The organism is Pseudomonas sp. NPDC089395 (assembly GCF_044749525.1).
Lineage (GTDB): Bacteria > Pseudomonadota > Gammaproteobacteria > Pseudomonadales > Pseudomonadaceae > Aquipseudomonas.
Map to the genome: position 1 here is coordinate 737,309 of NZ_JBIVID010000002.1, position 13,034 is coordinate 750,342.

A 13,034-nucleotide genomic window follows, 5' to 3' on the forward strand; every position below is an offset into this window, starting at 1 on the left:
CGCATGACGCGATGGGCGCCAGGACTTGCGCCTGGCGGTGAAACGAGCACTCCGGCAGGGCGCTGCGCCCCTGCCGAAGTGCCATGGCCTTATTGGATAGCCTGGTAGGTCAGGTCCAGGCACTTGCGGGCCTTTTCCACCAGTTCGTCGATCTCTTCGATGCTGATGACCAGTGGCGGCGCGATGATCATGGTGTCACCCACGGCGCGCATGATCAGGCCGTTGTCGAAGCAGTGCTGGCGGCAGATCATGCCGACGCCCTTGCCTTCGTAACGCGCCCGGGTGGCCTTGTCCTTCACCAGTTCGATCGCGCCCAGCATGCCCAGGCCGCGTACTTCACCCACCAGCGGGTGGTCGGCCAGCTCGCGCAGGCGCTGTTGCAGATAGGGCGCGGTTGTTTCGCGAACCTGCTCGATGATCTTCTCCTCGCGCAGGATACGCAGGTTTTCCAGACCCACCGCCGCCGCCACCGGGTGACCGGAGTAGGTGAAGCCGTGGTTGAAGTCACCGCCTTCGCTGATTACCTTGGCCACGGTGTCACGCACGATCACGCCGCCCATGGGGATGTAGCCGGAGGTGAGGCCCTTGGCGATGGTCATCAGGTCGGGCTTGAGGTCGTAGTAGTCGGTACCGAACCATTCGCCGGTACGGCCGAAGCCGCAGATCACTTCGTCAGCCACGAACAGGATGTCGTACTTGGCCAGGATTTCCTTGACCTTCGGCCAGTAGGTCTGCGGCGGGATGATCACGCCGCCGGCGCCCTGGATCGGTTCGGCGATGAACGCCGCGACATTGTCCACGCCGACCTGCAGGATCTTCTCTTCCAACTGCTGAGCCGCCCACACGCCAAACTCGGCCTCGGTCATGTCGCCGCCTTCGCCGAACCAGTACGGCTGCGCAATGTGCACGATGTCCGGGAGCTGGCCGCCCTGCTCGTGCATGCCGCTCATGCCGCCCAGGCCCGCACCGGCCACGGTGGAACCGTGGTAGCCGTTGATGCGGCCAATGATGACCTTCTTGTCCTTCTTGCCCTTGATGGCCCAGTAATGGCGAACCATGCGCAGCACGGTGTCGTTGCCTTCGGAGCCGGAGCCGGTGAAGAACACATGGTTCATGCCTTCAGGCGCCACGTCGGAAATCGCCTTGGCCAGTTCCAGCGCCGGCGGGTGGGCGGTCTGGAAGAACAGGTTGTAGTACGGCAGTTCCTTCATCTGCTTGCTGGCCACTTCGGCCAACTCGTCACGGCCATAGCCGACGGCCACGCACCACAGGCCAGCCATGCCATCGAGGATCTTGTTGCCTTCGCTGTCCCACAGGTACACCCCCTTGGCCGAGGTGATGATGCGGGGGCCTTTTTCGGCCAGTTGCTTGACGTCGCTGAACGGTGCCAAGTGATGGTCACGGCTCATCGCTTGCCAGGCCAGGGTCTGCGAATTCTTTTCACTCATTGACTTCTCTCCATCAAATAACGCAGTTGAACTGCGGGGAAACTTTTGGATTCGTGGTCGGCTGTCATTCAGGCCGATTTCAACATCAACTGGCGCAGTACCGAGCGTTGTCGGCATGCTTTACCAAAGGACTGGAAGATCGTCAGGTAATGGGGGTTGTCCATGACCTCGAACTCCGGGTGCCATTGAACGGCCAGGGCAAAACCCTTGCTGCCTTGAACCGAGATCGCTTCCACCAGACCATCAGGTGCTATGGCTTCCACCCTGAGCCCAGGCGCCAGCACATCGATGCCCTGGCCATGTATGGAATTGACGTCGATGACCGATGGAATCCCCATGCGGTCCATCAAGCCGCCGCGCTGGATATGCATCTTGTGGCGCGGGCCGTATTGCTTGGAGACGGGCTCATCCTTGCCTTCTCGGTGGTCCATGAACGAGCCGGTTTCATGCACGCTCTGGTGCAAGGTGCCCCCCAGCGCCACATTCATCTCCTGGAAGCCACGGCAAATGCCAAGCACTGGAACACCCGCGGCGATGGCTGCACGCATCAGCGGCAAGGTGGTGGCATCACGCAGCGGGTCGTGATGGGTGCCGGGTGCACTGGCCGGGCCGTTGTAGTGGAACGGTTCGATATTGGACGGCGAGCCGGTGAAGATCAGCCCATCCACCGTGTCAATTATGTCGGCGGTATCCATCAGTTCAGCGAGACTGGGAATCACGATAGGCAATCCACACGCCGCATTGGCCGCAGCGCGTGCGTACTTCTCACTGATTTTCTGGGTCGCATGCTCTTCAATCATGCTGGTGCATGCGGTGATGCCGATAACTGGCACACGTGGCATATCTCTCATCCTCCGGCAAATCACTGTTGCGAGTAAGAATCAAACTTGTGGGTAGAGGGTGCAGCGCAACGACTTGACGCTCGGTCCTTACAAGAACCAGCGATACTCGCGCGCATTGATTTCATTCAGGAAATCCAGTTGCTCCTGGCGTTTGTTTTCGCAATAGACCATCACGAACTCACTGCCCAGCCCCTCGTTGACCATCGGGTGCTGGCGCATGGCGGCCACTGCACTCAAGGCGTCCTTGGGGAAATCGATGCCGCTCTGGCGGTCGTCGTTCAGCGGGGCGATAGGCTCGACGCCGCGGTCCAGGCCAAACTCCATCCCGGTCAGGATCGCCGCCAGGACCAGGTACGGGTTGGCATCGGCGCCGGCGAGGCGGTGTTCGATCCGCAGGTTGCGTGGGTCGGACTCGGGAATGCGAATGCACGCATCACGGTCTTCGAAGCCCCAGCTCGCACGGCTCGCCGCGTTGACCATGGCGCCGTAGCGGCGATAGGCATTGTGGTTGGGGGCGAAGATCGGCATGCAATGGGGCAGCAGCTCCAGGCAACCCGCCACCGCATGGCGCAGGTTGCGCTGCTCATGGCCGGCCAGGATGTTGTTGCCGGCTTCGTCGTACAGGCTCACGTGCACATGCATCCCGCTGCCCGGCGCGTCCAGGTAGGGCTTGCTCATGAAGCTGGCGCGGTGGCCATGTTTCATCGCGACACCGCGGGTACTCCGGCAGAACAGCGCCGACCAGTCCGCCGCGCTCAGCGGGTCGTCACTGTGGGAGAAGTTGATTTCGAACTGGCCAGGGCCAAGTTCGGCGGTAATGACGTTCGCCGGTACACCCTGCTCATTGGCGACATCGACCATCTCGTGCAGCACGGACGAGAACCGCGACAGCCGTTCGATGTGCATGTTCGGCTGGTCGTCTTCATCCTCGGTCGCGGTGTCGCGGGGGAACTGCGGCAGGCCGTCCTTGAGCTTGCGGTCGAACAGGTAGAACTCCAGCTCGAAGGCCACCACCGGGCGAATGCCACGCCGGGCGAGGCGCTCAACCACACGCGCCAGCACTTCGCGGGGTTCGAACTCGATAGGGTTTGCGGTGCCGTCCGAGGTAATCAGCATCTGCGCGATCACTTCCTTTTCCCAACGCACCGGTTTCAACGTACCCGGCACCAGGCGCCGAGGTGCATCCGGGTCACCGTCGGCAAAGCAATAGTCACCAATCGGGTAGAGGCCACCCTGGGTGCCCAGCAATACGCAGTTCTGCGGCAACTTCAGCGGGGTGCCCGCTGCGACTTTCTCCAGCATGTCCATGGGGTAGCGCTTGCCATAGAAATGCCCGGGAATATCCAGTGCAATCAGGTCGACATAGCGCACTTCTGGGTGTTCCGCTCGGAAAGCGCGTACTTCAGTCAACAGATCCGGAAAGATGACACTCATCTTCTTATCCTTGTTATGTGAACGAATTCAATTGAAAACCCAGAGCACGCGGGTGAGCTTTTCCGTCAGGTTGGCGTAACGGAAATGCGCGTGGGGTTGCAGCTGGAAGCTGTCGTTGGCCTTGAGGGTCACGGCGTCGCCTTCGTCGAGCCAGACCGTCAGTTCGCCCTCGAGCACGAAACAGCCCTGCTCGGAACGGTCGCTCAGGTACTGTTCGCCACTGGTCGCACCGGGCTCAAGACGGCTGTCGAGCATCGAGAAGGCGCCAGCGATGGTGGGTGAGGCCAGCACATCGGTAATGCCCGAGCCCAGGTACAACGTGCGCCGCTCATGGGGACGAGTCACCCAATTGACTTCGCGCGGCTTGCTCAGGTTGTAGAAGTACGCCGTCGAAACACCGAGTGTTTCGCTGATGGCGGTCAGGTCTGCCACGGTGGGGCGCGAAACACCCCGTTCGACCTGGGACAGGAATCCAACCGAACGGTCGATGCGTTCAGCCAGTTCGCCCAGCGTCAGGTTCTTGAATTTGCGCAGGTCGTGAATAAGGATCGCCAGCGCTTCAACCTCTTCGTGCATCGTCATCGCCCAGCACCACCGTGAAAATATTGGACTTATTTTTCATGAAAAAATACATGAAAAATTTCACGAGTCAAGCGAGGCATGCGCGTACGCCGTGGCGAACGCTGGATGAGATCCAGAGTTCGCCACGGTCATGAGGTTTGATTCAAACGGAAGGTCCGGCGTGAAGGCTCACGCCTGAAAGGGAAGGCAACGCTAGAGGATGTCGGCTTCGCGCTCGATGATGCGGGTGATGATGGGGACCGGTGTCATCAAGTGCTCCAGCATCATCTTGCTGGCCTTGACGGCATCTCGCCCCAGGATGGTGGTGACCAGTTCGGCATGCTCTTCGCGCTTGAGCCGCAACGCTTCCTCGGACAATACCGTGCGCTTGAGCCAGATCTGGCGGTAGCGCTCAGCCTGGTCCTGGAGAAAAGCACGCGCCTGCAGCAGGCTCTTGGAGCCGCAACCACTGGCGATGGCGTTATGGAACGCCTTGTGCCGGGCATCCCAGACATCGACCATTTCCTGCGGGGTGTGCAGCTCGACCACCTTCGACAGCGTGTGCGACGACGCCACGATGGACGCCTCCCAGGCTTCATCGCCCTTCTCTACCGCCAGCCCCACGATCAACGCCTCAAGGTGCGCCCGGGCTTTATAGACATCGACCATCTCGTCCAGCGACATGGTCGCCACCCGGTAGCCCTTCTGGTTGATGGCGCTGACCAGCCGCTCACCCACAAGACGCGCCAAGACCTCGCGCATCGGCCCCACGCCGACGGCATAGCGGTCTTTCAAGGCGCTCATCAGCAGCTTTTCACCGGGCCGGTACAGGCCGCGGAGAATGTCGGTCTTCAAGCGCGAATAGGCGGCATCGGATGTGGTTTCAGCGAGATCTGTCAGGTCCATCCAGCGGGTTCTCTTGCAAGGCGGACCCATCATACCGAACTCCACCCGGCAACGCAGAACGTTAACAAAAAGATTTAATGGTTACGTTTTCATAAAATGTAGACATTTTTAAATTTCAGCGATATTTTGGCGCCATCACTTGACCAGTTGATTCCAGGAGTCGCCATGAACGCCATCACCCAATTCGATATGCCCGTCCTTGAGCAGCCTGCCCTGCTGCAAGGCTTCACCCTGCAATCGACGCCACAGTCCGACCGCCTGCTGGAGCTGCGCTTCACCAAGGAAACCGTCGAGGCCTTCGTCGCTGCGGTCGCCGAGTGGCCGGTGCAGGCGCTGGAGTACAAGTCGTTCCTGCGCTTCCAGGTAGGCAAGATCCTCGACGACATCTGCCAGGGCACCCTGCGCCCGGTCATCGTCAATACCCTGCTCGACCGCAGCACCGGCGGCCTGCTGGTAGTGCCCGAGGGGCTGGACACCGTCGCCCAGGCTGACGACATGGTGAAACTCTCCACCGCTGTGGCCCACCTGCTTGGCCGTTCGAACTTCGATGCCATGAGTGGCCAGTTCTATGCGCGCTTCGTGGTCGAGAACGTCGACAACTCCGACAGCTACCTGCGCCAGCCACACCGGGTGATGGAACTGCACAACGACGGCACCTTCGTGAACCAGATCACCGACTACGTGCTGATGATGAAGATCGACGAGCAGAACATGGAGGGCGGCAATTCGCTGCTGCAGCACCTGGACGACTGGGCCGACCTGGACACCTTCTACAAGCACCCGCTGGCCCGCCGCGTGATGCGCTGGACCGCCCCACCGAGCAAGAACACCCGCGAGGACGTGTTCCACGCCGTGTTCGACACCGACTCGGTTGGCCGCCCGACCATGCGCTACATCGACCAGTTCGTGCAGCCGGACAACTTCGAGGAAGGCACCTGGCTGTTCCAGCTGGGCGAGTCGTTGGAAAACAGCGTGAGCAAGGTCTCGATTCCGGTAGCGGTCGGCTCGTTCCTGCTGATCAACAACCTGTTCTGGCTGCATGGCCGTGACCGTTTCGTCGCTCACCCTGGCCTGCGTCGCGAACTGATGCGCCAGCGTGGCTACTTCAGCTTCCCGAAAATGGAACACCACCGCGGCCAGACCTCCAACTGAGGGTCATGATGGCCTCGAGGGCTGGTAACTCGAGGCCATCCACCGCAGCGTGCTTTTCGCTTCTCAATGAGGGGTCATGCCCGCCCATGCCATCATGAGACGCAAAGCACCCGCGACGACGCCCAGCGCAATGACGCTGGCGACCCAGATAGCGATCAACCACGCCACGCGCTGAAACCGAGAAGCGCCACCACTGCTGCGACATTCCATACCCTCACCCATAGGCCACCTGCATCATCAGCCGTGCAGCCAACAGCAGTCCTCCTGCGCCCACTACGAGCATCAGCCCAAACTGTGCAACACCCCTGAAAACGGGTCTTGCCGTTTCACCGGCTTGAATATCTACCCTACCGTTCATGATTCACCCTCAGCTTCAGTTAGCTTTTACCTGTTCATCGATGGCACCTATCAACCCATTCGCCCTATCGATTTGACTGCGTCAAATTGCCTCATATACCGTGCCGCGCTCTTCGAAGTAGGTTTTTCCCCTTCCCTGAATTGAACCGCAGCCTGTCTCACTCCCTGCTTTTGTTAATCCTCCCAACGGCGTAACCGTCGTCCTTGCGTTCGAGTTGTTGAAATGTCTGTCAATACCCCCTCCCGGATCACCGAGCTGGCCATCGAAGCCGGCACTCGAAAAGCTCACCTGCCAATCCGCGCCACCTTGATCCTGGGCTTTCTGGCCGGAGCGTTCATTTCGCTGGGCTTTCTTCTGGCGATCCACGTCAGCACGATGATCCCGGCGCCCTGGGCCTCGTTCGGCAACCTGCTGGCCGCCGCGGTGTTTCCCATCGGTCTGATCCTGGTGATCCTGGCCGGTGGCGAGCTGCTCACGGGCAACATGATGAGCCTGCCGCTGGCGATGTTCGCCGGGCGTATCCGCCTCCGGGCGGTGGTGCGCAACTGGGCATGGGTGACCTTGGCCAACCTGCTCGGTGCCTTGTTCGTCGCCTACTTTTTCGGCCATCTGCTCGGGCTGACCGAAGGGCCGTACCTGAGCAAGACCCTGGCGGGCGCCACCAGCAAGGTCGACGCCGACTTCCTGCATGCCTTCGTGTCGGGTATCGGCTGCAACTGGCTGGTGTGCCTGGCGGTGTGGCTGTCGTACGCCAGCCGGGAAATGAGCGGCAAGATCCTGGGTATCTGGTTCCCGATCATGGCCTTTGTCGCGATCGGCTTTCAGCACGTGGTGGCCAACATGTTCCTGATTCCGGCGGCGATCTTTGCCGGGTACCTGAGCGGGTGGCAGTTGCTGGATAACCTGCTGGCGGTGTTCTTGGGTAATGCCGTGGGGGGTGCGATTTTCGTGGGGTTGGCGTATTACGTGTCGTATGGTGCTCCGGCAGCGGAAACGAGCGCCACCCAGTGAGGATGCAGGCCAGGGCTTCGCCCTGGCTTGCCGGCGATAGGGCCTGAAAGGCCCTCAGTGATAGGCATCCCCCGGCTGCACCTTGCCGCGGAACACGTGGTAGCTCCAGAACGTGTACACCAGGATGATCGGGATGATGAACAGCGCCCCGATCAAGGCAAACAACTGGCTGGTCAGCGGCGCAGCGGCCTGCCACAAGGACACCCCTGGCGGCACGATGTTCGGCCAGATGCTGATCGCCAGCCCCAGGTAACCCAGGAACACCAAGCCCACCACGGCAATGAACGGCAAGTGCGAATGGCGCTTGCGCAAGGTCTTCTGGATCACCACCACCGCCACCACGGCCAGCAGCGCGATCAGTGCCGAGCGCAGCCAATGGCTGGCGCCGAACCAGCGCTGGGCGATGTCGTCATGCAGCCAGGCCGTCCAGGCGCAGATCACCACGATCACCGCAGCCAGCAGGTAGGTCAGCGGCCGGCTGTAGTGGCGCATGCGCGATTCGAGCATGCCGTCGGTCTTGATCAGCAGCCAGGTGCTGCCCAGCAGCGCATAGGTCAGCACCAGGCCGACACCGCAGAACAGTGGGAACGGCGCCAGCCAGTCCCAGCCCGAGCCTGCGAACTGGCGGTCTACTACCGGGATACCGGAAATATAGGTGCCGATCGCCACGCCCTGGAAGAAGGTCGCCAGCAATGAGCCGCCGATGAACGCCTTGTCCCACAGATGACGCTTGCTCGCTTGGGCCTTGAAGCGGAACTCGAAGGCCACGCCACGGAAGATCAACCCGGCCAGCACCAGCACCAGCGGCAGGTACAGCGCCTCGAGAATCACCGAGTAGGCCAGCGGGAAGGCGCCGTACAACGCCGCCGCACCGAGTACCGCCCAGGTCTCGTTGCCGTCCCACACGGGCGCCACGGTGTTCATCATCACATCACGATCACGGGAGTCGCTGATGAACGGGAAGAGGATCCCCAGCCCCAGGTCGAAGCCGTCCATGATCACGTACATCATCAGCCCGAAGGCGATGATCACGCCCCAGATGACCGACAGGTCGATACCTTGAATTGCCATTGTCATGCTCCTTCTCAGTCAGCCACGGCCAGTGGGCGACGCGCAGTGGCCAGCGAAACCGGTTGTGCCGGGGTCGGGTGATCGTCGTGGGCCGACGGCCCCTTGCGCACCAGGCGCATCATGTAGCCGATCCCCACGGTGAACACCGAGAAGTAGATGACCACGAACGCTGCCAGGGTCAGGCTCATCTGCAGCGCGCTGTGGCCAGATGCAGCATCGGTGGTGCGCAGCATCCCGTAGACCACCCAGGGCTGACGGCCCACTTCCGTGGTGAACCAGCCGGCCAGCAGGGCGATCAGCCCCGATGGGCCCATCAGCAAGGCGAACCAGAGGAAGGCGCGGGTGCGGTACAGCGCGCCGTTGCGGCGCAGCGCCAGGGCCAGCAACGCGCAGGCCAGCATCAGCATGCCCAGCCCGGCCATGACCCGGAAGCTCCAGAAGATGATCGTCGAGTTGGGGCGGTCTTCCTTGGCGAAGCTCTTCAAGGCCGGGATCTGCTTGTCCAGGCTGTGGGTCAGGATCAGGCTGCCCAGGTACGGCACCTCGATGTTGTAGCGGGTGGTTTCCGCGTCCATGTCCGGCAGCCCGAACAGCACCAGTGGCGAGGCCTCGCCCGGCGTGTTCTCCCAGTGCCCTTCGATGGCGGCGATCTTCGCCGGCTGGTGCTCCAGGGTGTTCAGGCCGTGGGCGTCACCGACCACCACCTGCACGGGCGTGGCGATGAGCACCATCCACATGGCCATCGACAGCATCTTGCGCACCTGCGGGGTGTTGCGGCCACGCAGCAGGTGCCAGGCGGCGGACGCTGCGACGAAGAACGCGGTGGACAGGAACGCCGCCAGTGCCATGTGCGCCAGGCGATAGGGGAACGACGGGTTGAAGACGATCTTGAACCAGTCCAGCGGCATCACCCGGCCATCGATGATCTCGATGCCCTGCGGCGTCTGCATCCAGCTGTTCGAGGAGAGAATCCAGAACATCGAGATCAGCGTGCCGATGGCCACCATGACCGTGGCGAAGAAGTGCAGCTTGCGCCCTACCCGGTCCCAGCCAAACAGCATCACACCGAGGAAGCCCGCTTCGAGGAAGAACGCGGTCAGCACCTCGTAGGTGAGCAACGGGCCGGTCACGCTGCCGGCGAAATCGGAGAAGCGCGCCCAGTTGGTGCCGAACTCGTAAGCCATCACCAGGCCCGAGACCACGCCCATGCCGAAGTTGACGGCGAAGATCTTCGACCAGAATTTGTAGAGGTCCTTGTAGACCCCGTTACCGGTTTTCAGCCAGCAGCCTTCGAGCACGGCCAGGAAGCTGGCCAGGCCAATGGTGATGGCCGGGAAAATGATGTGGAACGAGACCGTGAAGGCGAATTGCAGCCGCGCCAGGTCCAGTGCACTCAGATTCGACATGACAATATCCTTGTGGACAGGCAGGTCTCGCCCGGGCGGCGGCCAAACAGGCGCCGCACGCCCGAGTGCCTGCAGTCGATGGATGAAGGAAAGTGAGGGTTATTCGGCGACAGCGTGGATCAGGGCATCCGGCTGCGCGCGCTCAAGGCGTATGGCGACGAACTTCGAGGTCGGTGTGAAGGTCTGGTCGCCGTAGCTTTCCAGGGGCACCAGCGGGTTGGTCTCCGGGTAGTAGGCGGCCGCCTGGCCAGCGGGAATGTCGTAGGCCACCAGGGTGAAGCCACTGACCCGCCGCTCAAGACCGTCTTCCCACAACGACACCATGTCCACCTTGTCACCGGGCGCGAAGCCCAGGCGCAGGATGTCGGCCTCGTTGGCAAAGACCACTTCACGCAGGCCGAACACGCCACGGTAGCGGTCGTCCAGGCCGTACAGGGTGGTGTTGTACTGGTCGTGCGAGCGCAGGGTCTGCAGGATCAGGTCGGGTTTGTCGCCACGGGCCAGCACCGCTTGGTTGACCAGTTCCTCTGGCAACGCTGTGGCGCTGAACTGCGCCTTGCCGCTGGCCGTGTTCCACTCGCGCTCGGCGGCGGCGTTGCCCAGGTAGAAACCACCGGGGTGCTGCAGACGCGCATTGAAGTCAGTGAAGCCGGGGATGGTGTCGGCGATCAGGTCACGGATGCGCGCGTAATCGGCCACCACCCATTCCCAGTCGATCGGCTGGTCGCCCAGGGTGGCCTTGGCCATGCCGGCAATGATCGAGGGTTCCGAGCGCAGCAGCGGCGAACGCGGTTTCAGCTGGCCATGGGAGATGTGCACCATGCTGAAGGTGTCTTCTACGGTGACACCCTGCGGGCCTTCGGCTTGCACATCGATCTCGGTGCGGCCCAGGCACGGCAGGATCAGCGCGTCGCGGCCGGTGACCAGGTGCGAGCGGTTGAGCTTGGTGGAGATATGCACGGTCAGTTCGCAGTTGCGCAGCGCCGCATGGGTACGCGGGGTGTCCGGCGTGGCCTGGGCGAAGTTGCCGCCCAGGGCAATGAACACCTTGGTGCGCTGTTCTTCCATGGCCTGGATCGCCAGCACGGCGTTGTGCCCGTGGCCGCGTGGCACGTCGATGCCGAAGCGCCGCTGCAGGTTGTCGAGCAGCCAGGTCGGCGGCTTTTCGTCGATGCCCATGGTGCGGTCGCCCTGCACGTTGCTGTGGCCGCGCACTGGCGACAGGCCGGCGCCCGGGCGGCCGACGTTGCCGCGCAGCAGTTGCAGGTTGACGATCTCCTGCACGGTCGGCACCGAGTGGCGGTGCTGGGTCACGCCCATGGCCCAGCACATGATCACCCGCTCGGCCTTGCGGTACATGCGGGCGGCCAGTTCGATGTCGGCCTTGCTCAGGCCGGACTGCTCGACGATGTGCCCCCAGGAGGTGGCATCGACCTGCGCCAGGTAGGCGTCCATGCCGTCGGTATGGGCCTTGATGAAGGCATGGTCGAACACCGGTGGCATGCCGTTGGCCTGGGCTTCGCGCTCCCACTGCAGGAGGAACTTGGCCATGCCGCGAAAGGCCGCCATGTCGCCGCCCAGTGCCGGGCGGAAGTAGGCGGTGTTGGTCGGCTCGGAACCGTTGCTGAGCATCTCGAACGGGTGCTGCGGGTGCTGGAAGCGCTCCAGGCCACGCTCTTTGAGCGGGTTGAAGCACACCACCTGGGCACCGCGCTCCACCGCCTCACGCAGCGGTTCGAGCATGCGCGGGTGGTTGGTGCCGGGGTTCTGGCCGATGACGAAGATCGCGTCGGCCTGCTCCAGGTCGTGGAACACCACGGTGCCCTTGCCCACCCCCAGGGTTTCGCCCATGCCCAGGCCGCTGGCCTCGTGGCACATGTTCGAGCAATCGGGGAAGTTGTTGGTGCCGAAGCTGCGCACGAACAGCTGATAGAGGAACGCGGCCTCGTTGCTGGCCCGGCCCGAGGTGTAGAAGTCGGCCTGGTCGGGCGATTCGAGGCTATTCAGGTGCCGGGCGATCAGGGCGAAGGCTTCGTCCCAGCTGATCTCGACGTAGTGGTCGGTGGTGGCGTCGTAACGCATGGGGTGGGTCAGGCGGCCCTGGTATTCGAGCCAGTAGTCGCTCTGTTCGCGCAAGGCGCTGACGCTGTAGCGGGCGAAGAAGTCCGGATCGACCGAGCGGCCGGTGGCTTCCCAGTTCACCGCCTTGGCGCCGTTCTCGCAGAACTTGACCATGCCGTTTTCGGGCGACTCGCCCCAGGCGCAGCCCGGGCAGTCGAAACCGTTGTTCTGGTTGGTCTTGAGCATCATGCGCACGTTCTTGACGGCGTTCTCACTGCCCAGCCAGGCCTTGGTCACGCCCATGAGCGCGCCCCAACCGGCGGCCGGTCCGTTGTAACTTTTAATATGGTCTTCTTCGTTCATCACGGGTCACCCTTGATCGCGACAGGCGGAATAATCAGTGCGAAGTTTTATTGGGTTTGAACAACTAACTTCGACACTGTTGACCCGTGCAGGCTATTTTTGCGGCGCACTATCGTCAAATCAAAAGAAATGACCAGTTGATCGGTGATTTCTATCATGGGGTCGTGATAGAGCATACCGATCAACCGGTCATTTATTATGATTGGACGTTGATGGCTTTTAATTAATAGACTGTTGCCGTGCCTGAACTTTTTGATGGGTCTGGCGTTGAATTCTGGGGCTGCTTTGCAGCCCTTTCGCGACACAAGGCCGCTCCTACAGAGATTTGAACTGCGCCCCGGATGTTGGACACCCATCCAACACCGGGGTGTTTTACATGACCAAGTATTCCAAGCAGTTCAAGCTGTCTGCCATCGAAGCC

General features: G+C 61.9%; 11 protein-coding genes. 2 read left to right on the plus strand and 9 right to left on the minus strand.

The features are described from left to right. Nucleotides 1-89: 89 nt before the first annotated feature. From ACIPZG_RS08390 to csiR, 5 genes are all read right to left on the minus strand, one after another. Complete coding sequence (locus tag ACIPZG_RS08390; RefSeq protein WP_400712167.1) at nt 90-1,448, minus strand: aspartate aminotransferase family protein; 1,359 nt, start codon at nt 1,446-1,448, stop codon at nt 90-92. Between the two features lie 68 nt (nt 1,449-1,516). After that, entirely contained in the window at nt 1,517-2,290 is a 774-nt protein-coding gene (locus tag ACIPZG_RS08395) for a gamma-glutamyl-gamma-aminobutyrate hydrolase family protein (protein WP_400639874.1), read from the minus strand. An 87-nt stretch (nt 2,291-2,377) separates the two neighbouring features. Then, nucleotides 2,378-3,724, minus strand: a complete 1,347-nt coding sequence (locus ACIPZG_RS08400; protein ID WP_400712170.1) for a glutamine synthetase family protein — start codon at nt 3,722-3,724, stop codon at nt 2,378-2,380. A gap of 27 nt (nt 3,725-3,751) precedes the next feature. Further along, on the minus strand, nt 3,752-4,306 hold the full coding sequence (locus ACIPZG_RS08405) for a helix-turn-helix domain-containing protein (RefSeq protein ID WP_043273668.1): 555 nt from the start codon (nt 4,304-4,306) through the stop codon (nt 3,752-3,754). Between the two features lie 192 nt (nt 4,307-4,498). Then, nucleotides 4,499-5,191 (minus strand): DNA-binding transcriptional regulator CsiR, encoded by a 693-nt coding sequence (gene csiR, locus ACIPZG_RS08410; protein WP_081502543.1) that lies wholly within the window; start codon nt 5,189-5,191, stop codon nt 4,499-4,501. A 165-nt stretch (nt 5,192-5,356) separates the two neighbouring features. Between csiR and glaH the strand changes: the two genes are divergently transcribed. After that, a complete protein-coding gene (gene glaH / locus ACIPZG_RS08415) occupies nt 5,357-6,343 on the plus strand; it encodes a glutarate dioxygenase GlaH (RefSeq protein WP_400712173.1) in 987 nt (328 codons plus the stop codon). Between the two features lie 63 nt (nt 6,344-6,406). Here glaH and ACIPZG_RS08420 read toward each other — a convergent pair whose 3' ends face one another. After that, a complete protein-coding gene (locus tag ACIPZG_RS08420; RefSeq protein ID WP_400712176.1) occupies nt 6,407-6,565 on the minus strand; it encodes a DUF2474 domain-containing protein in 159 nt (52 codons plus the stop codon). 358 nt (nt 6,566-6,923) lie between these two features. Here ACIPZG_RS08420 and ACIPZG_RS08425 point away from each other — a divergent pair, with 358 nt between their 5' ends. Further along, nucleotides 6,924-7,712 carry a formate/nitrite transporter family protein gene (locus tag ACIPZG_RS08425; protein ID WP_400712179.1) on the plus strand — a complete coding sequence of 263 codons (789 nt, stop codon included), beginning with the start codon at nt 6,924-6,926 and terminating at the stop codon, nt 7,710-7,712. 54 nt (nt 7,713-7,766) lie between these two features. Here the strand turns inward: ACIPZG_RS08425 and cydB are convergent, their stop codons facing one another. The 3 genes from cydB to ACIPZG_RS08440 form a co-directional block, all read right to left on the minus strand. Beyond that, entirely contained in the window at nt 7,767-8,783 is a 1,017-nt protein-coding gene (gene cydB / locus ACIPZG_RS08430; protein ID WP_400712182.1) for a cytochrome d ubiquinol oxidase subunit II, read from the minus strand. Nucleotides 8,784-8,797: 14 nt separating this feature from the next. Next, nucleotides 8,798-10,189 carry a cytochrome ubiquinol oxidase subunit I gene (locus ACIPZG_RS08435; protein WP_400712185.1) on the minus strand — a complete coding sequence of 464 codons (1,392 nt, stop codon included), beginning with the start codon at nt 10,187-10,189 and terminating at the stop codon, nt 8,798-8,800. A gap of 99 nt (nt 10,190-10,288) precedes the next feature. Continuing rightward, nucleotides 10,289-12,613, minus strand: a complete 2,325-nt coding sequence (locus ACIPZG_RS08440; RefSeq protein WP_400712188.1) for an FdhF/YdeP family oxidoreductase — start codon at nt 12,611-12,613, stop codon at nt 10,289-10,291. Nucleotides 12,614-13,034: the final 421 nt, after the last annotated feature.